We start from the raw sequence: 22,710 nt of genomic DNA on the forward strand, positions 1-22,710 counted from the left end.
GAGCCCGATGCACGAGGAGCCCGATGCACGAGGAGCCCGATGAAGGTCGGAGTCCAGTTCCCGAACGAGTCGTTCGTCAGCGAGCCCTCCGCCGTCCGTGACTTCGCCCAGACCGCCGAGGGCCTGGGCTACTCCCATCTTCTGGTGTATGAGCACGTGCTCGGGGCCGAGCACGTGCGACGCGACCCGCCGCTGACCGTCCCCTACAACGAATCGACGGTCTTTCACGAGCCGATGGTGCTCTTCGGGTACCTCGCGGCCGTCACGACCTCGATCGAACTGGCTTCCGGGATCCTGGTCCTCCCCCAGCGGCAGACCGCCCTGGTCGCCAAGCAGGCCGCGGAGGTCGCCTACCTTTCCGGCGACCGACTCCGACTGGGGGTCGGGGTCGGCTGGAACCACGTCGAGTACCTCGGCCTCGGCGCGGATCACTCGAATCGCGGCATCAGGTCGGAGGAACAGATCGAGGTGCTCCGCCAGCTCTGGGAGCGACCGGTCGTCGACTTCAACGGGCGATGGCACCGGATCGACCGGGCCGGCATCTCGCCGCGGCCACGGACCCGCATCCCGATCTGGATGGGCGGGTTCAGCGATGCCGCCTACCGCCGGGCGGCCCGACTCGCCGACGGCTTCATCTACTCCCTCCATGGTCCGCAGGGTCCGGATCCCGATCCACGCGGAACCATCGAGCGGCTGCGGACGGCCGTCGCCGAGGCCGGGCGGGATCCGGCCGACTTCGGCATCGAGATGCTCGCCCCGCTCCCGCTGACCCCGCGGGAGTTCGCGGACCTCGTCTCGACCTGGCACGACACTGCCGTCACCCATCTCACGCTGCACCTGTTCGGCGGCTCCACCACGCCGAAGGAGCACATCGCGGCCCTGCGCGACTACCGCAACGAGCTCGGATCATGAAGGAGCACCGATGACGTCCGATCATTTGCCGCAACTCACCCCCGAGGATGATCTCTTTCACGGCCAGCCCGGGGATGATCTGTTTGTCACCGAAACCCGCTGGTTCGGCTTCGCGGTACCCGAACGCCGGCTCGCCGGGGTGCTCTATCCGGTGGTCCGACCGAACCAGTCGATCTGCTCGCTGGGGGTGCACCTGTGGCATATCCCGATGCCGCCCGACCTGCGCGACTTCGAGCTGCTGGGCGGATTCTCGCATCGCTGCCTCGACCCGCTCCAGACCTACGAGGTCAGCTACGACGACGGCGTCGAGCTACGCCTCCACCTGCGCTACCAGGGCCTACATGATCCCGTCGGCCGGGGCCATGGGGGCCCGGTCTCCGGCTTCACCCAGATCTGCCGGGTAACCGGCACGATCTCCCTGAACGGGGACGACCTCCGCGTCGACTGTCACGAACTGCGGGCCGGTTTCTGGGGCAGCCGCTCCGATTTCCGGTTCCCCCCGCTGCTGACCGAGCCCGAACACCGGGCGAACTACAGCGACACCTATGCCGCCTCGGCCCGGTCCGCCTTCCTGATCGGCACCGCCGGCCAGGAACCGACCACGACCGCCCACTCCGGCTACCTTCTCCGGGATGGCGACCTGCAACCCATCGTCGAGGGGACCCGGACGGTGACCCGCCGCTCGTCCCAGGGTGTCGTCGAGGAGCTCGAGGTCGACGCGGTGGATGCCGCCGGCCGCACCCTGCATGCCGTCGGGACGTGCGTCAACCACCTGTTCATGCAGTCGACGCCGAGCATCGGGCTGTGGAACAACGCCACGCGGTGGACGGTCGACGGCGAACGGATGTGGGGGCAGGACCAGGACGTGCCCGGCGGACGGCCCGCCCGTCACCCACACCCGCGCCCGGCGGACAGCGCCCCGGCGCCGGTCGGGGCGTGAGCGCGGTGAAGCTCGGTGTGATGCCCCCGCTTGTTCCCGCGCTCGTGACCTCCCGGGACTTCATGTGTGCATGGGTCGCCCTGGTCGAGGACTGCGGAGTCGAATCGGTCTGGGCGGTCGAGCACGCCCTGGCCGTCGAGGATCACGCGCCGAACTACCCATACACCGAGGACGGGCGAATGGGCGACGCCTTTACCGGTCTTCCCATCCTGGATCCGTTGGAACTACTGACCTTCGTGGCGGCCCGCTCCGACACCCTCCGTCTGTCCACCTGCGTGATGATCGCGCCGCTGCACAGCGCCGCGATCCTCGCCAAACGGATCGCCTCCGTCGACATCCTCTCCGGCGGTCGGCTGCAGATCGGCCTGGGCATCGGCTGGCAACGGGAGGAGTACGAGGCGGTCGGCGCACCGTTCACCAACCGCGGGCCGCGGCTGGAGGAAATGATCCTGGCCATGCGGGAGCTGTGGACTCACTCGCCGGCCAGCTTCCACGGCAGGTACATCAACTTCGACCGCGTCCACTCCCACCCGCAGCCGGCCGGCCACGACGTGCCGATCCTGCTCGGCGGCAACAGTGACGCGGTCCTGGACCGCGTCGGACGCATCGGGAACGGGTGGCTGCCCTTCACCATCGGGCCGGACGAGGTCGCCTCCGCCGCGGCCCGGATCCGGACCGTCGCGGTCGGAGCGGGACGTGACCCGGAGGGGATCGAGATCACGGCCTGGCCCGGCAGCCTCGATCCCGCCGCGGAACGGGACGTCGACTTCGTCCGACGTTACGTCGCCGCCGGCGCGACCCGGGTTCTGCTCTGGCCCCAGGTGGCCACCCCCGACGAGCTGCCGCTGCTGCGCCATCAGATCGAGAGCTACCAGGATCAGGTGATCGGCAAGCTCTGAGCCCGGCGAGAAGCCGGCCCGACCGGCTGGCCGTTGCCGGCCCGACCGCCCCCGTCACGAACGGAGCCGCACCTGTGGGGTCCGATCCGCAGGGAGCGGGTGCGCGTCACCGTCGTCCCTAGTTGACCCGCCTACTCTTCGCAGATTTCCAGGAGGCACGGCCATGCATCCCGGCGTTTTCAGCGCGATCACTCCCGACAAGCCGGCCGTCATCATGGGCAGCACCGGCGAGCGCGTCAGCTACCGCGAACTGGACGACGGGGCAAATCGCCTGGCTCGGCTCTTACACGACCGAGGGCTGCGGCCGGGCGACGGGATCGCCCTGCTCGCGGAGAACCATCGACGGTATTTCGAGGTCTACTGGGCGGCGATACGCTCCGGCCTCTATCTGACCGCCGTCAACCGCCACCTGTCGTCGGAGGAGGCGGCGTTCATGGTCAACGACTCCGGTTCGACCGCCTTCATCAGCACGAAACAGCTGGCGCCGACGGCCCTCCAGATAGCCGGCGTCCTCCCCAGGGCGCGGGTCCGGCTCATGATGGACGGCACTGAGGAGGGCTTCGACAGCTACGAGGCGGCCGTCTCGGCGCAGCCCGCGACGCCGCTCGCGAAGCGACCCCGGGGCGACGTGATGCTCTATTCCGCCGGGACGACGGGCCGGCCCAAGGGAATCCAGCGCCCACTCACCGGCACGGACATCGACGATCCGGGGTTCGTGGGAATCTCCGGCGCGGAGCGCGGCCTGTTCGGGATGAGCGAGACGTCGGTCTACCTCTGCCCGGCGCCGCTGTACCACTCCGCGGCGCTGCAGTGGTCGGCCGGCCTGCACGAGATGGGCGGCACGCTCATCATCATGGAGAAGTTCGACCCGGCCCAGTTCCTGGCCCTGGTCGAACGCGAACGGGTGACGCACACGCAGGTGGTGCCGACAATGCTCGTCCGGCTCCTCAAACTGCCCGAGGCGCAACGGCTGGCGGCCGACGTGTCCAGCCTGGAGTGTGTCATCCACGCCGCGGCGCCGTGCCCGCCCGACGTGAAGCGCAGGATGATCGACTGGCTCGGCCCGATCGTCAGCGAGTTCTACGGCGGCACCGAGGGCGTCGGCCTGACCTTCCTGACCGCCACCGAGTGGCTCTCGCACCAGGGTTCGGTCGGCCGTGCGATGCTCGGCATCCTCCGGATCTGCGATGACGACGGCAACGTCCTGCCGACCGGTGAGATCGGCACCGTCTATTTCGAACGGGACGCCCCGCCGTTCGAGTATCACAGTGACGCCGAGAAGACGCGCGAAAGCCGGCACCCCGGTCACGACCGCTGGGCGACCCTCGGCGACATCGGCTATCTCGACGAGGACGGCTACCTGTACCTCACCGACCGGCGGGCCTACACCATCATCTCCGGCGGGGTGAACATCTATCCGGCCGAGATCGAATCGCTCCTGATCATGCATCCAGCGGTCAGCGACGTCGTCGTCTTCGGCCTGCCGCACGAGGAGATGGGTGAGTACGTGCACGCCATGGTGCAGGTCGCCGAGGGTGTCGCGGAGTCCGCCGAGGTCGCCGACGAACTTCGCGCATACGCTCGGGCCCGTCTCGCGGGCTACAAGGTTCCGCGCGTCGTGACCTTCCGGTCCGAGATCCCGCGGCTGCCCACCGGGAAGCTCCTGAAGAGCCAGCTACGCGACGAACTCCTGCGGGCCGGCGCCTGAACAGGCCGCACGCCGGTTCGCCGGACCTTCATGGGTGATGAACGGCGACCGATTCCGGTCAGTCGACCCCGAGCAGAACGGTGGACGCGGAGGAGAACCAGCCGCCGGTGCCGTTGACGCATGCCGTCCTGGCCCCGTCCACCTGGCGGCCCTTGGCCTCGCCACGAAGCTGACGAACGGCCTCCACCAGCAGGAACATGCCCCGCATGCCCGGATGGCAGGCAGACAGCCCGCCGCCGTCGGTGTTGGTCGGCATCCGGCCGCCCACCCGCATCGTCCCGCCCTCGAGGTAGGCGCCGGCCTCCCCTCGGCCGCAGAAGCCGAGCGCCTCGAAGGTCAGCAGCACCGTCGAGGTGAACGAGTCGTAGAACTGGCAGACGTCGATGTCCGCCGCGGTCAGACCGGCCCGTTCGAACGCGAGACGGCCGGAGACCGCCGCCGGCGACACCGTGAAGTCCTCCCATTCGCTGAAGGTCGTCACGTTGCTGACCGAACCGGTGCCCAGCACCCGCACCGGCGGCCGGGCGAGATCCTTCGCCCGGTCGGCCGAGGTCAGGACCACGGCACCGCCACCGTCGCTGCGGATGCAGCAGTGCAGCTTCGTGAAGGGTGTGGCGATCATCGACGCCGCGCCGACCTCCTCCACCGTGATGGGGTCCTGGTACATCGCCTCCGGGTTGAGGCCGGCGTTGTACCGGGTGTCGACGGCGATGTTGGCGAGCTGCTCGATCGTCGTGCCGAACTCGTGCATGTGCCGACGAGCGGTCATCGCGTACTTGGCGATCAGCGTGTGCCCCCAGGGCACCTCGAACTGGCTCGGGCCGCGCGAGGATAGCGACAGGTTGGCCGTGCGCAGTCGGCGCTTGAGGTCCGCCCGCGCCGTCGACCCGTACACCAGCAGGACGGTGGTCGCGGTACCGGCACGGATGGCGTCGACCGCATGCTCGACCATGACCTCCCAGGTGGAGCCGCCCACGCCGGTGGAATCGACCCAGGTCGGTCGCAGCCCGAGGTACTCGGCGACCTCCACGGGAGCGAGGACGCCGGTGCCGGTGGACCCGAACCCGTCCACGTCGGTGTGGCGCAGGCCGGCGTCCGCCAGCGCGCGGGCCGCGGCCTGGTGGTGCAGGGTGAACGGCGTCGCCGCATCGACCCGGCCGCAGTCGGACAGCGCCGCTCCGACGATGGCGACATCCCGACCCGTCATGAGCTCCTCCAACAATCCGCCGATACAATATTATATATAGTATCCTAACTGGATACGAGTAGTCACTGGATACGAGTAGTCAGCGGGAGGACGGATGAGCGATCGCGGAGAGTTCTTCGAAGATATCGAGGTGGGTGCCCACGCGCCGGCCCGAGAGCATCGATTGACCCGCACGGATCTGGTGATGTACGCGGGAGCATCCCAGGACTACAACCCCCTGCACCACGATGACACCAAGGCCCAGGCGGCCGGGATGCCGAGCGTCTTCGGACACGGCATGTTCTCCGCCGGCCTGCTCGCGACGGCCCTGACCGACTACGTCGGCATCGGCAACCTGCGCCGCTTCCAGGTCCGGTTCACCCGCCAGTCCTGGCCCGGCGACGTCCTGTCCACGGAGATCGTCGTACGGAGCAAGGACGAGACCGAGCGGCTCGTGGAGCTCGACTGCCGGCTGCTGTCCGACTCCGGCGCGGTCGTCGTCGAGGGGTCGGCCACCGCCGCCCCGCACCGGCGCCCATGAGCAGCCCCCGCTTCGACCTGCCGACGGTCGACGACGAGACCGCCAGCTGGTGGGACGCGGCGCGGGCGAACCGCCTGCTGGTGAAGCGCTGCGCTGACTGCGGCCGCGCCCATCTCTACCCTCGACCGTTCTGCCCGACCTGCTGGAGCGAGAACGTCGCGTGGGAGAAGGCCAGCGGCGACGCGACCCTCTACACGTGGTCCACGGTCCTCACCAACGACCTTCCACCGTTCCGGGAACGCCTCCCCTACGTCGCCGCCATCGTGGATCTCGACGAGGGCCCGCGACTGGAGTCCATCATCGTCGGGGCCGCCGAACCGGACCTGACGATCGGCATGCGCCTGCGGGTGGACTTCGAGCACTCCGGCGAGCTGAGCCGGCCCGTCTTCCGCGCGTTCCCCACGAGCCCCTGACCCCCACGAGCCCCTGACCTCCGCAGAACAGGAACCCCATGCACCCCACCGATTTCATCGGACGCAGCCTGCCTCCCCTGACCGTGGTCGTCGAACGGGGGCCGGTCGCCGCGTTCGCGCGGGCGGTCAAGGACAACTCCGAGGTCTACCAGCGGCCGGCGGCAGCCCGGGAGGCCGGGCTCAACGGACTGCCCGTCCCACCGACGTTCTCCTTCGTGATGCGCTGGTGGGGAGCATTCGGCGAACTGCAGCCCGAGGTTCCCGCGGGAACCGTCGAGCTCGACGACCTCATCGGCGCGCTGCGCGCCGACGGTGGCCTGATCCTCCACGCGGATCAGCAGTTCGTCTACCTCGCGCCGATCGTCGTCGGCGACGTGCTGCAGGTGAGCCGAGTCGTCGAAGACGTCTACACCCGGCCGAGTCGAGGCGGCCAGACGATGACCTTCGCCAGGATTCGGACCGACGTGCGCGACGACGCGGACCACCTGGTCCTCACCGAGACGATGACGCTGCTGCACCGCCCGTGACGCGGGTGGGGTGGGGTGGCCCGTCGGGCCGCCCCACCCGCGTGCTCTCGGCGCGGGCGTTCGACCGGGCTCCGGTCGCCGGTGACCCGCCCTCATCGCTTCTCGTAGGTGACTCCCGCCGCCTCGGCGTCCCAGGTCTGGTCGTTGACGCCCTCCGCGCGCAGCTCCCGCTTGAGCACCCGACCGACCGGGTTGCGGGGCAGTTCGGCCCGGAACTCGATGTAACGCGGCAGCACGAAGTACGGCAGCGCGTCGACACACCAGCGGAACAGCTCCTCCTCGGTGACGGTGGCGCCCTCCTTGCGGGTCGCGGTCACCTTCACATCGTCTTCGGTGAGCTTGCTGGGCACCGCGTGGACGGCGACGTCCGCGATCTGACCGTGGCCCATGATGATCCGCTCGACCTCGAAGCTGGCGATGTTCTCGCCACGGCGCCGCAGGTAGTCGGCCTTGCGGTCGACGAAGTAGAGATAGTCGTCCGCGTCGATCCGGCCGATGTCGCCGGTGTGGTACCACCAGTTCCGGCTGGTCTCCACGGTCGTCTCGGGACGGCCCCAGTAGCCCTCGAACATGACGTGCGGCCGCTTGGGCCGGATCACGATCTCGCCGTCGGTCCCCCGGGGCAGTTCGTCGTCGTTGTCGTCGAAGATCCGGACGTCGAAGTACTCGGTGTTGATGACGCCGGCGGAACGGGGCCGCATCGGCACGCCCGGGGGCTGCCAGGAGATGAGGCTGGCCTCCGTCACTCCGTAGGCGCCGGAGAACGTCTGGATGCCGAACCGCCCCCGGATCACGTCGTCGACCTCGGGCGGCAGCGGTGCGGCCCCCATCATCCGCAGCGAGGTGTTCGCCTCCGGCGCCCCGGAGCGGGGCATCTCGGGTCGGTCGACATCGTGGGCGAGCAGGTAGGCCATGGTGCCCAGGGTCGAGGTGAGGGTGGCGCCGGTGCGGTTCATCTCGGGCCAGAAGTTCGACACCGAGAACCTCCGGTAGATCGCTGCGCGGCCGCCATACACCAGGGCACCGACCACCGCCGTCACCAGCGCGTTGTAGTGGAACATCGGCAGCGGCGTCCACAGCACGTCCCGCTCGGTCCGCCCCCAGGAGTAGCCGATCTGCCTCGCGAGCGCCTCGTGGTAGTTGTGGCTGAGCATGCAGCCCTTGGACAGCCCGGTCGTACCTCCGGTGTAGACGAAGGTGGCGAGGTCCGACGGGTGCCGCTCGACGGGTGCCGGTAGCGCGGAGCCGGCGAGCAGATCGGCGAGCAGATGGCCGTTCAGTCCCCCGAAGGTGCGCCGCCGCGGTCCGGTGACGACGACATGCCGCAGATCCTCGAGTCCGGCGACGACGCTCTCGAGCCGGTCGGCCAGATCGTCCGCGACGACCAGCACCGACGCACCCGAGTCCCGGAGCTGGTGGCGCAGGTACTCGCCCTTGTAGGCGGTGTTGATCGGCACCGCGACCGCGCCCGCCCACTGCGCGGCCCACCACCCGATCAGGGCCTCCGGCGAGTTCTCCAGCAGGGAGGCGACCCGGTCACCGGGGCGGACGCCCAGTTCCACGAGCGACGCGGCCAGCCGGGAGGCCTGATCCACCACCTCGGCCGCGGACAGCCTGGTACCGCAGACGTCGAGATACTCCGAGTCGGGGTCGGACTCGGCCCGGCCGAGCAGCAGAGAGGTCGTCGTGTGCCGTGGGCCGGTCCGCCAGATTCCGTCGCTCACCCATTGCCTCCGTCGGTCCTTGTCAGGTCACCGGCCGGGCGACGGCCAAGGCAGGACACTGCGTCCGTCCGTGGCCGCGGCCCGAGGGCCGACGCAAAGCGGGCACCGAACGGCGACCACGACGCGCTCCCGCTCCCGGTGGCGACGGGCCGCCCATCACCATCGTAAATTGTATATCTTATTCAAGATATGACTAGGAGACGGCCCATGAAGATCCCGACCACCGAGGCCGAAGCGACCGCGCAGGGACTACCCGCTCCCGCTGGGCCCAACGCCGATCCACCGGTCGGCGCGGCCGACGCCCTGGTCGGGTTGCCGGTGCCCCGGCTGGGAGCCGCCGGCGGCTGACCGTTCACCGGCCGTTCGGGCGTCGGCCCGCGCAGAGCTACGCCGACGGCTGCCAGAGAACCTTGCGGGCCTCCAGGAGGACCACGACCCGGTCCCCCTGGCGCTGCAGCAGGGCCACGAACTCGGCGAAGGCCCGGTCCGCCTCCCCGGCCCGAATGGCCCGGGTCACCGCCGCGGTCCCGCGCTTCTGGTTCTCGATCGTTCCCGGGACCAGCTCGAAGAAGTTTCCGGGCACGACTCCCGTGATCAGGCGGGAGAAGGAGGACAGCCGCGGCGAGTTCGCCATGCCGAAGATGTGTCGCAGGTAGATCTCGTTCGCGCGGAGGAACTCGGCGGGCTTCGTCGCGGTGCGCAGCGCGCTCTGATACGACCGCAGCTGGCTGACACCCTCGTCGTCGCCGCGCTCGGTGGCACGCTGCGCCGCCAGACCGTAGAGCTGACCGATCAACGCGTACTGGTCACGCACGGAGTTCTCGTCGAGACCGTGGACGAAGGCGCCCCGGTGGGGCTCCATCGTGACCCACCCCTCACGCTCCAACGCGATGATCGCTTCACGCACGGGAATCCGGCTGACGCCGAGTGTCTCGGCGATCTCGTCCTGCCGGATGTGGTCATCGTGCCTCAGCTCGCCGCTGAAGATCAGGCTGCGGATGTACGCCGCGACCTGCTGCCCACTGCTCCTGCGCTCCATGACACCTGGCGCGTTCGCCCCGCCGTCGAACACATCGTTGATGGCCGTCGCGGTTCGGCGGTTCGGGGGTATGGCCGTGCTCCTTAGCCTGTCCGGAGGGTCAAACCAGCCGCCCCGGATCCGTCCTCCCGGCCGCACCGCACCACGCTGGTACCGGCGGGCGGAACGCGGCCGGCCGACCCGGCCCGGAGCATGCCCAGACTACGCCTCCTCCTTCGGCACCGCCGCGAAGGTATCGAACGGCAACAACCGCGTGATGACATCGACGAGGATCTCCCACACCTTCGCGTTCGCGGCGCGCCGTCCAGACCTGAGGCCCGGCGGACCAACGTCCGGGCGGACCGACGAAACCGGCGGGGCAGGGCCGGTCCGGAACGCCGAGCGTCGTCTGCTACTTGACCAGAGAACCGCAGGAAAGCTTGGTAATGATGTTGTACTGTTTGCCGACAAGCTGCGAGATCGACCCGCACGGCGTCGTGGCGAAATGACTGAGCGGCCACCTCGTCTCCGCCACCGCGCCGGGCACCGAGTAAGAATAGTTGCTGTTAAGCATCTTCAGTAGGCTGTTCACATTCAGATCGCGACCGGCCTTTGTCGCGGCCGTAACAAACATATCGGCCGACCAGTAGCCGGCCATCGCCGGCAGGCTCAGCACGGCGCTGGGAGCGTATTTCTTGAAGTCATCCGCCATCTGCCGGACGGCCGGGACGGCGTTGTCCACGCCGGGCTCCCACTGCATGAGAGTGTACGAGTCCTGCAGACCCGGGAAGCCAATGGCGGCCAGTCTCGGATCGTACCCGATGACGTTGAGATTCTTCCCCTTGAATCCTGCGGCCTTCAACGCCCCAGTCAGCTTCACCACGGAGTTGAAGTCGGCGACGTAGAGCACGAGATCCGGCGGCTGCCCGCCGTTTGAGGTCATGACTTTGTTCACGACTGCCGTGGTGTCGGTGATCCCGGCAATGGGTACCGAGTTCTCGTTGTACACGACCTTGATACCCACGATGCGCACCTGCTCGGCTATGTCCCGGTTGCCTCCCCGGGCGGTGTCGTTGTCGACTCCAACCAGCGCGACGGTCTTGCCGGTGGAGTTGCCACCGAACAGCGATTTGATCAACAGACCGTAGGTCGTGGTGGCGACCGTGCCGTCCGGCAACAAGCAGCCGGTGATGCCGAAGCCGATCGACGTGTTGCAGTATCCCGCGTTGAATCCCCAGCCGAAGTACGGGACCGTCTCGGCGCAGAAGGTGTCCAGATAGTTGGCGAAGCTGGTCATCAGTGGCACGGCGGCGAAGACGTGCTTCTGGTCCACCAGTACCTTCGCCTGCTGACCGCTGCGCGCGGGGTCCTGCCCGTCGTCAAGCGTTCCCACATAGTTTATCTTTCGACCGTTGATACCACCCTCGGCATTCGCGCGGTCGAACCGGGCTTTGGCGCCGAGCTCGGCACCGGCCATCGTGCTGCCGTTCGGGCTGGTGAGATAGGCCAACCCGCCCACGGTGATCTGAGTGTCGGTGATGCCGCGGGTCGGATCGGCCGCCGGCTTTGAGCACCGCATCTTGGAGGTGTCCGGTTTATAGCCGCCGTCGCTCCAGCCGACCGGCGGACCGGCTTTCACCGCCTGTGCATCGACCGTCGGTCGGGCGGGTTTACCGCTGCTGCTGCCGCCGCTGCCGCAGGCGGCGGCGAGCACCGCGACCGCGGCTAATATCACGACTGATCGAATGGGTCGCACCGAGCAACCTCCAGTACCGTAAGAACGATTTCGACATTGATATATGCAGCTCGAGAAGGGCAACCGAGGTCGACCTCGTGCACAGTCGGCCGAGGGCGTGTATCCGCTCGCGCGGCCATCCGTGAGTGGCGAGTCGAGCGTCGGTTCAGGGGCGGTCTCCGCACCGTCACCCGTTGATCAGCGGGCGGCGGCGCCCTTCAGGCCCCGTCGGATCTCCACGGCGCAGGAGGTGACGGCGGGGCCACGAGCTCCTCCTGGCTCGGATCGCGCACGATGCGCAGGGCCTGCTTGGGACAGGCGCGCGCCGCCGCCTCGACATCCGGCCAGTGGTCCGGATCCGGCTCCGCCTCAAGGACCGTCAGGAGGTCGTCGTCGCCGAGTTCGAACACCGCTGGCGCCAGGCCGACGCACAGGGCGTTGCCTTCACACACATCAACATCGAGCACAATACGCATTATCACCTCCATGAGAATATTGTATACTTCATCACACCGGCAGTCCCATCGCAAGCTTCGGGAGTCGGGCCGAACCGAACCACCGGGCGCCGGGAGTGGCCACAGCGCCCGATCTCCGGCGTGAGTAACGTCAACCGCCCGGGCCGGTTCTCACCCGGCAGCGCCAGCCGCCCCGCACGCGCCGGTGCCGTCGGCGGCCCGCGCGCCGGCGGTCCCCGGACCGGCCGCCGGCGTCAGAGCGTGGTGCTGATCTGGTAGCGATCGGCCGGATGCGTGTGGATGCCCACGCTCATGATCCGACCGTCCTCGTCATGGTGACGGCGGGTGATGACCAGCGCCGCCGTGCCGGGCTCCGCGCCCAACGCACCGGCCATCCGGGCATCGAGCAAAGCGGCGGAGATCGTCTGGTCCACACTCTGCTCAGGTACGTCCTCGATCGTGAACCGGCCCCGCAGCAACTTCTCGGGCTCCAGTCCGGACCGCAGGTAGTGCTCGCTCCAGCAGACCGACGTGGCGGGGCGCCCCCGACGGACCCGCAGGCCGCGGACGGAGAACCAGGCCGTGTCCTCCTCGACGCCGAGCCGCCGCGCCCCTTCGGCGTCGAGGACGACCTCACCGGTCTCCGGCCGCACCAGCCTGGTCTCCACCGAGAGCGCGACGAGGTCCGCGGCCGAGCGGGCCATGGGCCGGTAGTCGCCGACAGGCCGCGCGGCGAGCACGGTCGTCCCCAGCCCGGGACGTCTGGTGATCATGCCAAGATCCTCGAGCCGCCGCAACGCCCGCCGGACCGTCTCCCGGGCCAACCCGTGCGTCGCGCAGAGTTGTTCCTCGGTCGGCAGGCGAGAGCCGACCGGGAACGTGCCGTCGACGAGCTGACCGAGCAATGTCTCGGCCAGCGCCTCGTGCCGCCTGGCGGCCACCTGTCGTCCTTCCTCTCCCGGCGTCCCCGTGGGCCGGCGCCCAGCCGGCCCGCTCGCGTCAGGCCGGCCCGCTCGCGTCAAGGACGGCCCGCTTGCGTCAAGGACGGCCCGCTTGCGTCAGGACGACTGGGCCGCCACGACCTCGATCGCCCGGTCGAGGGTCAGGACGGCCCGCGCACCGGTCTCGACCATGTCCGGCCGGCTCGGGTCCTTCAGCGAACGCTGGTGGATCCCTTCCAGCAGGACCGCGAGCCGGAAGTTGTAGAGCACAGCGTAGTAGGCGAGATCCCCGATGTGGTCGAGTCCCCGGGCCCCCCGGTAGCGCTCGACGAGGTCGGCTCGGCCGGGCCAGCCCTGTCCTGTCGCGGCGCACCAGACCTCGCAGAAGCCGGCGAGGTCCAGCAACGGATCGCCGATCGTCGCGGTCTCCCAGTCCAGCACCGCCACCACCCGCCCCGGGGCGTCCGGGGCGACCAGGACGTTCAGCATGTGGTAGTCACCGTGCATCAGGGCCGGCGTGAAGGTCGTCGGCCGGTTCTCCTCGAGCCACGTCGTGACGATCCCCACCCCGGGCAGGTCACGACCCTGATAAGAGTGCAGCTGGCGGATCCATCGACTGGTCTGACGCTCGTGGAACTGCTCGGGCCGACCGAGATCGGCGAGCCCCCGCGCGCGCCAGTCGACCTCGTGCAGCGTCGCGAGGGAGTCCACCATCGAGTAGGCGATCTGGGCGTGCCCCGCCTCATCGTCGAGGGCGGCCGGCGCGGGCAGCGGGCTCACTCCGTCCACCTGCTCCATCAGGTAGAACGTGCGTCCGAGGACGGCGTGGTCGGCGCAGAACGCGACCACCTCCGGGTGCGGCACGGGCGTGCCGGCCAGCGCGCGCAGGATGCGGAACTCGCGGTGCATTCCGGCGTCGGCCCGCTCGACGGCGACCTGCGCGGGACGCCGCAGCACCCAGCGCGACGATGCCCGTTCGATGACGAACATGGCGTTCGACTGGCCACCGGCCAGCGGTCGCACCGTGATCGGAGAACCGGTTTCCAGTCCCCGCGCGTCGAGCCACTCCCCGAGGCGGGCCGGATCCACCAGCATCGTGCCTGTCATGCGAGCCTCCTACCTGCACCGTGTCGCGGAATCCGACGGCGTCATGCCCCACCCCCGTCGAGGCAGAGCAGGGCACCCGTCATGAACGCCGACGCGTCCGAGGCGAGATACAGGGCCGTCCCGACGATCTCGTCGGCGCTGCCGATGCGGCCCAGGGTGATCCGGGCCGACAGCGCCTGCGCGAGCTCGGCGGTCGGGACCGAGCGGTCGAAGCTGTCGGTATGGAACGGACCGCACACGATCGCGTTGACCCGGATGCCCCGGGGCCCGAGTTCCTGCGAGGCGGCCATGGTCAGCGCGTTGAGCCCGGCCTTGGCCGCCGCGTAGACCACGGTGTGCGGCGAGGGGCGCAGCGACGCCTTCGAGCTGACGTTGATGATCACCCCGCCGGGCGGCAGGTGAGCCGAGGCCAGTCCGGTCAGCCGCATCGGGCCCTTCAGGTTCACCGCGATCGTCTTCTCGAACAACTCCTCGCTGATCTCGGGCAGCGAGGGTGGGACGGGGGCGATGCCGGCATTGTTCACCAGCACGTCCAGCCGGCCCATCTCCTCGACCGTCCGGGCGATGAGACGCTCGCAGTCCGCCCAGTCCCCGACATGTGCGCCGACCGCCAGTGCCCGCCGCCCGCGCCAGCGAATCTCGGCGGCGACCTCCTCGCAGGCGTCGGCCCTGCGGCTGGAGACCACCACGTCGGCGCCGCTCTCGGCGAAGCCGAGCGCGATGGCCCGGCCCAGTCCCCGGCTTCCCCCCGTGACGAGCGCTACCTTGCCGTCAAGCCGGAACGACGGCGTGGTCACGACGCCGCCGTCGAGTGCCGCACCATCTCGGGTGGACACAGGTGGAACCCCATCTCAGACCTCCAGAAGTTCTGCGTAGTGGTCGCGCGCGGCGGCGCGGCGCTGCGGGAGATGCTCGCTGGGCCAGTCGCCCTCGGCCGGCCGGTAGCCCTTGAGCACCTCGCGGGCGACCGTCGTCTGGTGGACCTCGGTCGGGCCGTCGGCGATGCCCAACGCGACCGAGCCCAGCAGCATGTGCGCCAGCGGCATCTCGTTCGAGACGCCCAGCGCGCCATGGAAGTGCATGGTGCGCAGCACCGCATTGTGAAAGACCTTCGGTGTCGCGACCTTCACGCCGGCGATCTCGCGCCGCGCGGCCTGCGCGCCGTGGGTGTCGACGCACCATGCCGCGTGCAGCACCTGGAGCCGGAACTGGGTCAGCTCGATCCAGGCTTCGGCGATCTTCTCCTGGGTGAGCTGATGGCGGGCGAGGGACTGTCCGGCGGTCCGCCGACTCAACGCCCGCTCGCAGAGCATGTCCAGGCAGCGGGCGACGGAGCCGACGGTGCGCATCGCGTGATGCAGCCGCCCACCCCCCAGCCGAGTCTGCGCGATGACGAAGGCCTGCCCCTCGTCGCCGAGCATGTTCTCGGCCGGGACGACGACAGCGTTGTAGCGGACGTAGGGATGGTTTCCGGTGTCGTCGCGGTCGTAGCCGAGCCCGGTGCGCCGGACGATCTCCAGGCCCGGCGTCCCGGCCGGTACCAGGAACATCGACGTCCCCTGGTACACGGACACGTCCGGGTCGGTGACCGCCATGACGATGGTGAAGGCGGCCCGTTCGAAGCTGGAGGAGAACCACTTCTCGCCGTCGATGACCCAGCTGTCGCCGTCGCGCCGCGCGCGGGTGGTGAACAGCGACGGATCGCTGCCGCCCTGCGGCTCGGTCATCGCGTAGCACGAGGAGATCCGCCCGTCGAGCAGCGGCTTGAGGTAGCGCTCGCGCTGCTCCGCGTTGCCGTAGTGGGCCAGGATCTCGGCGTTGCCCGAGTCCGGCGCCTGGCAGCCGAACACACTGGGCGCGAATGCGGAGCGGCCCAGGATCTCGTTCATCAACGCGAGTTGGACCTGGCCGTAGCCCTGGCCGCCGAATTCGGGCGTCAGATGGCACGACCAGAGGCCTCGTGCGCGGACCCTGTCCTGCAGCGGCCTGATGTGTGCGTCGTGCACCGGGTGCGACTTGTCGTAGACGACCTGTTCGCTGCCGAAGGCAAGGTCGAGCGGCTCTATCTCGGTGGCGACGAACTCCTTGATCCATTCCAGATCGGCGGCGAGGGCCGGCTCGATGTCGAAGGCAATCATGATCAACTCCCATAGATTGTCTAGACAAAGTACCGCCCAGACCTGGGCTGGAGCTATCCACCGATCCGTCTCCGGGCCGGTGCTCAAACGAGGTCTCGGTCACACACTTACTAATAAATACAATATATGGCATCGTCCATGAGGATCGTCGGAGCAAGCCGAGCCGGCCGACGCGGGCACCGAGCGGCCGGCCGAGGCGGCTGCCCAGGGGGCTCCGACCGGGGCCGATGACCAGGAGAGAAGGGACGGCACATGCTCGCGAACACGGTGCGACAGGCGGCCCGCCGGTTCGGGGGCGCCGCGGCGTTCGTCGACCCCGACGGCACCCGGCTGAGCTTCGAGGAGCTGGACCGCCGGTCAGACGCCGTCGCGGCGGCGCTCGCCGGCCGGGGCATCGGCCTGGGCGACCGGATCGCGTTGCGGCTGCCATCCACCAGCCGGTACGTCGTCGCGTACGCCGCCGCCGCGAAACTCGGCGCGATCACCGCCGGCGTCAGTCCCGTCCTCGCTCCCGCCGAACAGGACGTGTTGGTGGATCTCGTCGATCCCACCATGGTCATCGCCGCCAACGAGCAGGTCGACGAGCTCGTCCGGACCGGACGAACGCGCCCCGCGCCGACGGCCCTGCCGACCGACGACGAACGACCGGCGGCGATCGTCTTCACCTCCGGAACCACCGGCCGGCCGAAGGCCGCCGTCTTCGCCGAGCGCCAGCTACGGGCGGTGGCGGTCATCGACACCGGTGGAGGCTGGGCGGCGGCACCCGGGGAGCCGATGCTCGCCGCGACGCAGTTCGCGCACGTGGGTTTCATGACGAAGCTCCCCTGGTACCTGCGGCGCGGGCTGCGCACGCACATCCAGGCTCGCTGGCGCGCGGCGGACACCCTGGCCCTGATCTCCGCCGAGCGGATGGCGACCGTGAACGCCGTGGCACCGCAGCTGGCGCTGCTCCTGCGCGTCCAGGACTTCGACTCGTTCGACCTCTCCGGCGTCCGTATGATCATCGCCGGTGCGGCGGCGTCGCCACCCGCGCTGGTCGAAGAGGCCCGGCGGAGGTTCCGCGCGCCGTACTGCGTGCGGTACTCGTCCACCGAGTCCGGCGGATGCGGGCTGGGCACCGCCGCGGACGGGGACGACGAGGAGGTCCTCCGGACGGTCGGCCGGCCGCGACCGGGCCTGGCGTTCGCCATCCGCGGGGACGACGGCCGCACGCTCCCGGTCGACGAGGTCGGCGAGCTGTGGCTGCGCACACCCACCGCCATGAACGGCTACTGGCGCGACCCGGCCGCGACCGCGCACGCCCTCGCCGACGGCTGGGTGCGCACCGGGGACCTCGCCCGGGTCGACCCCCGCGGGCTCGTCCGCCTCGCGGGCCGACGCACCGACATGTTCATCCGGGGCGGCTACAACGTCCACCCCGCCGAGGTCGAGGCGGTCCTCGGACAGCATCCCGCCGTCGGGCAGTGCGCGGTGGTCCCGCGCCCGGATCTCGTGATGGGCGAGGTCGGGGTCGCGGTGGTGGTGCCGCGCGGGCCGGCCACTCCCCCACCGAGCGTGGCCGACGTGCGGGCGTACCTCACCGGCAAGATCGCCGCCTACAAGATTCCGGCGGCGGTGCGGATCGTCGCCGAACTTCCGCTGACCGCGTCGCACAAGCTCGACCGCGCCGCACTCACCCGCATCCTCGACTCCCGCCCACCTCAGCCCTGACACGGCGCCCGGAGGTCGCTTTCCATGAACACCAAGGTCTACACGCACGAGTTCATCGACATCGTCGGTCCGAACCGGGCGAAGTACGTCCATCACATGACGGCGAACTGGAGCCCGATCGCCCAGGAGGAACGCAATCAGCTCTGCTACGGCGTATGGGGGGTGGTGGGAACGACCGGTCGTTGGCCGCAGGTCGTCAACATCTGGGAGGAGGACGGTTTCGACGGCCTCGCCGCCGGCCTGCGGCACGAGACCTCCGCGGCCTCGTTCCAGGACCCGAAGCTGGAGAAATGGTGGCTCGAGGCGTCGAACTACCGCCACGGCGGCCTCGACCGCGTTCTCGTTCCCGCTCCGTGGACGCGCACGATCTCGGAGCTGTGCGCGGAGGGTGTCCAGGGCGAGGTCTACGCCCATGAGATGGTCACGGTGCCGCGAGGTGAGGCCGATGCTTTTCTGTCCGTCGTCGCGGACGAAGGCGTTGCAGCGTACGCCGACCACGACTGGACGCTCCTCGGCGCCTTCCGGACCGCGCTCGGCGACGACTGCGAGTGCCTGCTGCTGTGGACGATCCCGACCTGGGAGGCCTGGGCCGAGCTGGAGAAGGCCAGTGCGGCGACCGGCTCGACGATGAACCGCTGGCAACGGCGGCGCCGGGAGCTCAGTGAGTCGTCGAACCGCTTCCTCATGCGGGACGCGCCGCTGTCGCCGCTGCGCATCGGCCGCCAGCCGAGCCGGTCCGACCGGCACGAGGGCTGGCAGGACCTCTGATCCACCTGTTCGACAAGCCCTGCCGGAGCCAGCCGGCCGGGCTTGTCGGGATCGGCCTCCGTCGGAGACGAGACCGAGTGCTACCGCAAACGCCAGGGAGGCCGCTTGCCGGCGGCGAAAACCGCCTGACCCGCGGCGAGGGACTCGTCGTCGGTCCCGACTTCAATCATGGTCTTCCCCACGTCGAGCGCCTGCCGGTAGCCGAGATCCGCCGCGTACCAGATGGCTCGGACGGTGGCCTGGACCGCGAGCGGTGGCTTGGCGGCGATCCCGGCGGCCACCCGGTGCGCGACATCGGCGAGCTCGCCGGCGGGCACCACCTCCTGTACCAGTCCGATCTCGAGCGCGCGCCGGGCCGAGATCCGCTCGTCGTTGCCGACCAGCGCCATCCGCAGCACCTCGCCGAGCGGCATCCGCCGGGACATCATGATCGACTCAAACACCGCGGCCATCCCGAAGGTCACGTGCGGGTCGAAGAAGGTGGCATGGTCGGCCGCGAGGAGAAAGTCGCATTCGGCCAGCAGATAGAAGGCACCGCCGCAGGCCATCCCGTTGACTGCGCCGATGACGGGCTTCCAGAGGTCGCCGGCCGTCTTCGGGGGTAGCCAGTCGCCCGGGTCGTCGTTGTGCAGCGGCGTCTTGCCCCGCCGGCCGATCCCGAACTCGGGATCGAGGTCGCCGACCCGGGCCGCGTCGCGGTCGATGCCGGTGCAGAATGCCTTGTCCCCGGCAGCCGTGAGCACGACCGCGTGGACGTCGTCGTTGCCCCGCAGCGACCGCCAGCAGGCGTGGATCTCCCGCATCATCGTGGCGTCGAACGCGTTGTACACCTCGGGACGGTTGAGGGTGACCCACGCGACCTGGTCGCGCTCCTCATAGCCCAGGGTCTTGTAGTCCGGGATGGCGAACCTCCTCGTTTCGGTGACCGGCCAGCGGATCGTAGGTCGGGTCGGCCCCCGCTCAGGCCCGAGCCGCTCCCACGCCCGCCGCGGGTCCGGGGACCCGTGCTGGCCAGTGCTTCAGCACCTCGTCCGCGGTGACGATGGTCGCCACCAGAGACAGGCTGTTGCGGATGAGAACCTCGGTGTACTCCGCGGGGACACCGGCGATCGCATCCCGGGGCACGACCACCTGGTAGCCGCGGTCGGCGGCCTCGAACACCGTCGACGGGATGGCCACGTTCGTGGAGACCCCGGTTACCACCAGCGTCCGGCAGCCGACGTTGCGCAGCAGGGCGTCGACATCGGTGCCACCGATCGGCGACAGACCCGCCAGCCGCACCGAGACGAGGTCCGACGGCTCCTGGCCGATCTCGTCGATCACCTCGACCATACGGGTTCCCGGTAGCTGGTAGACCGGCCCCCGCTCCGCCGCCGCGAACAGCCGGGCGTTGCGGTTGGCGCCCTTGCCGTCCGGGCGGCGCGCCGCGATCGTGTGCAGCACCGTCACCCCCGCCGCCCGGGCGCCGGCGGCCAGCCGGCTGATCGCCGTGAGCACGCCCTGCGAGCGGGCCGCCTCGGCCAGGGCCGGCAACGCGCTCTCGGGGCCGACGACGCCGTTCTGGCACTCCTGAGTCAACAGCACCGTGTGGGCTGGGTCCAGCAGGGATGCGAGGTCGACCGGCATGGTCGGTCTCCTTCCGTCAGTCGTTCTGTCCGCGGCGTCAGAACCGCATCCCGGGCGCCCGGGTCTCGAACAGGTCCTGGTTGATCAGCGAGCCGAGGGTGGTGGCGTCCCATCGCTTGCCGTCCGCCGAGATCGTCCGGTGCTCCTTCCATCCCCGCATCCAGATGATGCGATCGCCGATGGACCGGATGACCTGACCGGTGACGTGGTCGGCCTCGTCGCTGGCGAGCCAGGCCACCAGCGGCGAGCTGTTCGCCGGGTCCATCTCGCGCCACTCGTCCTCCGGGACCTCGTCGGGCTCGAACGAGTCCGGCATGCCCGGGATCGAGGCGGTGATCCGGGTGAGACCCGACGGGCCCACCGCGTTCACCGTCACGCCGGTGCGATGCAGCTCGAGGGCGACGGTCTGGGTGATGGCGACGATCGCGGCCTTGGCCGCGGCGTAGCTCGACTGGCCGAAGTTGCCGCCCAGACCCGCGCCGGAGGTGGTGTTGATGATCCGGCCGTTGACCGGCCGGCCGGCCTTCGCCTCCGCGCGCCAGTGCCGCGCGGCGTGGTGGCAGGTCGACCAGGTGCCCATCACATGGACCCGGATCACCGCCTCGAAGTCCTCCGGCGGCATGTTCCAGATGACGGCGTCCCGAACGATCCCGGCGTTGTTGACGAGGATGTCGAGCCGCCCATAGGCGTCGAGCGCGCGCTGGACCAGCGCACCGGCCTGCTCGAAGTCGCTGACGTCGGAGTAGTCCGCCGCTGCCGTGCCGCCGCGCTTGTCGATCAGGGCCACGGTCTCGTCCGCCGCCCGGCCCTGTCCCTCGCCCCGCAACGAGCCCCCGAGATCGTTGACCACGACCTTGGCGCCGTGACGGGCGAACTCCAGCGCGTGACCACGGCCGATGCCGTGGCCCGCCCCCGTGATGACCGCGACCTTGCCGTCGAGCAGTCCCATGGCCTCTCCTGTCCTGTCAGGTCGATGTGTAGCCGGACCCCGGTCCCGGTACGCCGGTGCTTGCTCCCGCGCCTGGTCGGCCCGCCTCTCCGGTCAGCCCAGTGCTCCGGTCAGCCCAGTGCTCCGGTGGCGCGCAGCTGCGCCAGGCGCTCGGGTCCATAGCCGAGCAGATCCCGCAGGACCTCCTCGGTGTGCTCCCCCGCGGTCGGCGCGTGCCGCGTGACCGCGGGAACGGCTCCGTTGAGGTGCACCGGGAAAGGAAGCTGGTCCGCACCCAGCTCCGCTGCCGGCAGCCAGGGCAGACGCTCGACGAACTGCGGGTCGGTCGCGATGGTCTCCGGGGTGTTCACCGGCGACAGCGCGGTGTCGACCTCCCCGCCGAAGCGCACCCACTGCGCGGTGGTGCGGCTCTTGAAGATCTCCCGCAGCTCGGACCGCAGCTCGAGATCCCCCCGGGCGTGGTCGGCGTACTCGGCACCTGGCCGGGCCTCGAAAAGATCGAGGCGGCCGATGCCCGCGCAGAAGTTGCGCCAGAACCGCCGCTCCGACGCCATGAACAGGATGTGGCCGTCCGCGGTCGCGTAGGTCTGATAGCGGACTGCGTCCCGCATCCCGCCGGTGCCCGCAGCGCGCCGTTCGTACCCGTCGGCGGGGTTTCCGGTGACCTCGTCCGCCGGCCGCTCGTACGCGCGGTAGGTCTCGATACGCATCCAGTCCATGGCCGCCGCCGCGTCGGACTGGCCGACCTCCAGGTGCGCGCCCCGCCCGGTCTCCCGCGCCGCCAACACCGCCGCCAGCAGCGCCAACGCCCCGTACAGCGGACCGGCATGGATGCCGATCGAGGCGTGGTCGGGCACCGAGGCGAACCCGTTGTCGTCCTCCTCCGGACGAACGACCCCGGCCCACATGTCGTACGCCACGCCGTGGCTGGGAAGATCGCGATAGGGCCCGCTCGCCCCGTAGCCCGAGAGCGAACACAGCACGATCTTCGGATTCAGGGCGGTCAGTGCCTCGTAGCCCAGGCCACGGCGTTCCAGGGCGCCCGGCCTCATCGCCTCCACCACCGCGTCCGCGGACGCGACCAGCTCACGAAAGACGCTCGCGCCCTGTTCCGTGCGCAGATCGAGTACCACGCTGCGCTTGCCGCGCCCGATGTGCAGGTGCAACAGCGAGACGCCCGCCACGAAGGGCCACGACATCCGGCGGACGTAGTCCCCACCAGGCGGTTCGACCTTGATGACATCGGCGCCGAGGTCGGCCAGGTGAGTGGTCAGCGCACCGGGCCCGAGCATCGAGACGTCGATCACCCGAACGCCCGCGAGCGGAGCGGCAGCGGCGGTCATCCCCATCACCTATTTTCGATCACGGCAGCATTTTTGGATATTATATATAATTTACAATCCAGGTATGAGA

The 22,710-nt window shown here is 69.7% G+C and carries 23 protein-coding genes; 10 read left to right on the plus strand and 13 right to left on the minus strand.

Annotated features, from left to right (window positions below; translation table 11 throughout):
* The first annotated feature begins 39 nt into the window (after window positions 1–39).
* From NBZ83_RS00165 to NBZ83_RS00180, 4 genes are all read left to right on the plus strand, one after another.
* Window positions 40–912, plus strand: a complete 873-nt coding sequence (locus NBZ83_RS00165) for an LLM class F420-dependent oxidoreductase (protein ID WP_261567307.1) — start codon at window positions 40–42, stop codon at window positions 910–912.
* A 10-nt stretch (window positions 913–922) separates the two neighbouring features.
* Window positions 923–1,852, plus strand: a complete 930-nt coding sequence (locus NBZ83_RS00170) for a DUF7064 domain-containing protein (protein WP_261574099.1) — start codon at window positions 923–925, stop codon at window positions 1,850–1,852.
* Window positions 1,849–2,751: an LLM class F420-dependent oxidoreductase gene (locus NBZ83_RS00175; protein WP_261567305.1), complete on the plus strand. Its 903-nt coding sequence runs from the start codon at window positions 1,849–1,851 to the stop codon at window positions 2,749–2,751. The genes NBZ83_RS00170 and NBZ83_RS00175 overlap by 4 nt, the downstream gene beginning before the upstream one ends.
* Window positions 2,752–2,914: 163 nt before the next feature.
* Complete coding sequence (locus NBZ83_RS00180) at window positions 2,915–4,459, plus strand: acyl-CoA synthetase (protein WP_261574100.1); 1,545 nt, start codon at window positions 2,915–2,917, stop codon at window positions 4,457–4,459.
* Between the two features lie 58 nt (window positions 4,460–4,517).
* Here NBZ83_RS00180 and NBZ83_RS00185 read toward each other — a convergent pair whose 3' ends face one another.
* Entirely contained in the window at window positions 4,518–5,666 is a 1,149-nt protein-coding gene (locus NBZ83_RS00185) for a thiolase C-terminal domain-containing protein (protein ID WP_261567303.1), read from the minus strand.
* A 94-nt stretch (window positions 5,667–5,760) separates the two neighbouring features.
* Between NBZ83_RS00185 and NBZ83_RS00190 the strand changes: the two genes are divergently transcribed.
* From NBZ83_RS00190 to NBZ83_RS00200, 3 genes are read left to right on the plus strand one after another with little or no spacing between them, the layout of a single operon-like run.
* Entirely contained in the window at window positions 5,761–6,186 is a 426-nt protein-coding gene (locus tag NBZ83_RS00190; RefSeq protein WP_261567302.1) for a MaoC family dehydratase, read from the plus strand.
* Window positions 6,183–6,599, plus strand: coding sequence for a Zn-ribbon domain-containing OB-fold protein (locus NBZ83_RS00195; protein ID WP_261567301.1), 417 nt, complete (start codon window positions 6,183–6,185; stop codon window positions 6,597–6,599). The genes NBZ83_RS00190 and NBZ83_RS00195 overlap by 4 nt, the downstream gene beginning before the upstream one ends.
* A gap of 38 nt (window positions 6,600–6,637) precedes the next feature.
* Window positions 6,638–7,126, plus strand: a complete 489-nt coding sequence (locus NBZ83_RS00200) for an FAS1-like dehydratase domain-containing protein (RefSeq protein ID WP_261574101.1) — start codon at window positions 6,638–6,640, stop codon at window positions 7,124–7,126.
* 92 nt (window positions 7,127–7,218) lie between these two features.
* Here NBZ83_RS00200 and NBZ83_RS00205 read toward each other — a convergent pair whose 3' ends face one another.
* Window positions 7,219–8,850: an AMP-binding protein gene (locus tag NBZ83_RS00205; RefSeq protein WP_261574102.1), complete on the minus strand. Its 1,632-nt coding sequence runs from the start codon at window positions 8,848–8,850 to the stop codon at window positions 7,219–7,221.
* A 207-nt stretch (window positions 8,851–9,057) separates the two neighbouring features.
* Between NBZ83_RS00205 and NBZ83_RS00210 the strand changes: the two genes are divergently transcribed.
* Window positions 9,058–9,198, plus strand: a complete 141-nt coding sequence (locus NBZ83_RS00210; protein ID WP_261566011.1) for a hypothetical protein — start codon at window positions 9,058–9,060, stop codon at window positions 9,196–9,198.
* A gap of 37 nt (window positions 9,199–9,235) precedes the next feature.
* Here NBZ83_RS00210 and NBZ83_RS00215 read toward each other — a convergent pair whose 3' ends face one another.
* The 7 genes from NBZ83_RS00215 to NBZ83_RS00245 form a co-directional block, all read right to left on the minus strand.
* A complete protein-coding gene (locus NBZ83_RS00215) occupies window positions 9,236–9,889 on the minus strand; it encodes a GntR family transcriptional regulator (protein ID WP_261566012.1) in 654 nt (217 codons plus the stop codon).
* A gap of 391 nt (window positions 9,890–10,280) precedes the next feature.
* Complete coding sequence (locus NBZ83_RS00220; protein WP_261574103.1) at window positions 10,281–11,582, minus strand: ABC transporter substrate-binding protein; 1,302 nt, start codon at window positions 11,580–11,582, stop codon at window positions 10,281–10,283.
* A 239-nt stretch (window positions 11,583–11,821) separates the two neighbouring features.
* Complete coding sequence (locus tag NBZ83_RS00225) at window positions 11,822–12,079, minus strand: ferredoxin (RefSeq protein WP_308203290.1); 258 nt, start codon at window positions 12,077–12,079, stop codon at window positions 11,822–11,824.
* A 233-nt stretch (window positions 12,080–12,312) separates the two neighbouring features.
* A complete protein-coding gene (locus NBZ83_RS00230; protein ID WP_261574104.1) occupies window positions 12,313–12,999 on the minus strand; it encodes a GntR family transcriptional regulator in 687 nt (228 codons plus the stop codon).
* A 117-nt stretch (window positions 13,000–13,116) separates the two neighbouring features.
* A complete protein-coding gene (locus NBZ83_RS00235; RefSeq protein WP_261566015.1) occupies window positions 13,117–14,106 on the minus strand; it encodes a phosphotransferase family protein in 990 nt (329 codons plus the stop codon).
* A 41-nt stretch (window positions 14,107–14,147) separates the two neighbouring features.
* Window positions 14,148–14,942 carry an SDR family NAD(P)-dependent oxidoreductase gene (locus tag NBZ83_RS00240; protein ID WP_261566016.1) on the minus strand — a complete coding sequence of 265 codons (795 nt, stop codon included), beginning with the start codon at window positions 14,940–14,942 and terminating at the stop codon, window positions 14,148–14,150.
* Between the two features lie 15 nt (window positions 14,943–14,957).
* Window positions 14,958–16,244 (minus strand): acyl-CoA dehydrogenase family protein, encoded by a 1,287-nt coding sequence (locus NBZ83_RS00245; protein ID WP_261574105.1) that lies wholly within the window; start codon window positions 16,242–16,244, stop codon window positions 14,958–14,960.
* 252 nt (window positions 16,245–16,496) lie between these two features.
* On the opposite strand from NBZ83_RS00245, the gene NBZ83_RS00250 reads away from it, so the two are divergent.
* Together NBZ83_RS00250 and NBZ83_RS00255 are read left to right on the plus strand one after the other, a co-directional pair.
* On the plus strand, window positions 16,497–17,954 hold the full coding sequence (locus NBZ83_RS00250; protein ID WP_261566018.1) for a class I adenylate-forming enzyme family protein: 1,458 nt from the start codon (window positions 16,497–16,499) through the stop codon (window positions 17,952–17,954).
* A 24-nt stretch (window positions 17,955–17,978) separates the two neighbouring features.
* Window positions 17,979–18,722 (plus strand): NIPSNAP family containing protein, encoded by a 744-nt coding sequence (locus NBZ83_RS00255; RefSeq protein ID WP_261566019.1) that lies wholly within the window; start codon window positions 17,979–17,981, stop codon window positions 18,720–18,722.
* 80 nt (window positions 18,723–18,802) lie between these two features.
* On the opposite strand, the gene NBZ83_RS00260 is transcribed toward NBZ83_RS00255, so the two are convergent.
* The 4 genes from NBZ83_RS00260 to NBZ83_RS00275 all read right to left on the minus strand — a co-directional run bounded on the left by NBZ83_RS00260 (window position 18,803) and on the right by NBZ83_RS00275 (window position 22,640).
* The gene (locus NBZ83_RS00260) at window positions 18,803–19,660 is read right to left on the minus strand and encodes an enoyl-CoA hydratase/isomerase family protein (protein ID WP_308203292.1); all 858 of its coding nucleotides are present in this window, start codon (window positions 19,658–19,660) and stop codon (window positions 18,803–18,805) included.
* 22 nt (window positions 19,661–19,682) lie between these two features.
* Entirely contained in the window at window positions 19,683–20,348 is a 666-nt protein-coding gene (locus NBZ83_RS00265; protein WP_261566020.1) for an isochorismatase family protein, read from the minus strand.
* Between the two features lie 37 nt (window positions 20,349–20,385).
* Window positions 20,386–21,297: an SDR family NAD(P)-dependent oxidoreductase gene (locus NBZ83_RS00270; RefSeq protein ID WP_261566021.1), complete on the minus strand. Its 912-nt coding sequence runs from the start codon at window positions 21,295–21,297 to the stop codon at window positions 20,386–20,388.
* Window positions 21,298–21,407: 110 nt separating this feature from the next.
* On the minus strand, window positions 21,408–22,640 hold the full coding sequence (locus NBZ83_RS00275; protein ID WP_261566022.1) for a CaiB/BaiF CoA transferase family protein: 1,233 nt from the start codon (window positions 22,638–22,640) through the stop codon (window positions 21,408–21,410).
* Between the last annotated feature and the right edge of the window lie 70 nt (window positions 22,641–22,710).

The sequence above is a fragment of the Frankia gtarii genome (assembly GCF_025403375.1).
In the GTDB taxonomy this organism is placed as follows: Bacteria; Actinomycetota; Actinomycetes; order Frankiales; family Frankiaceae; genus Frankia; species Frankia gtarii.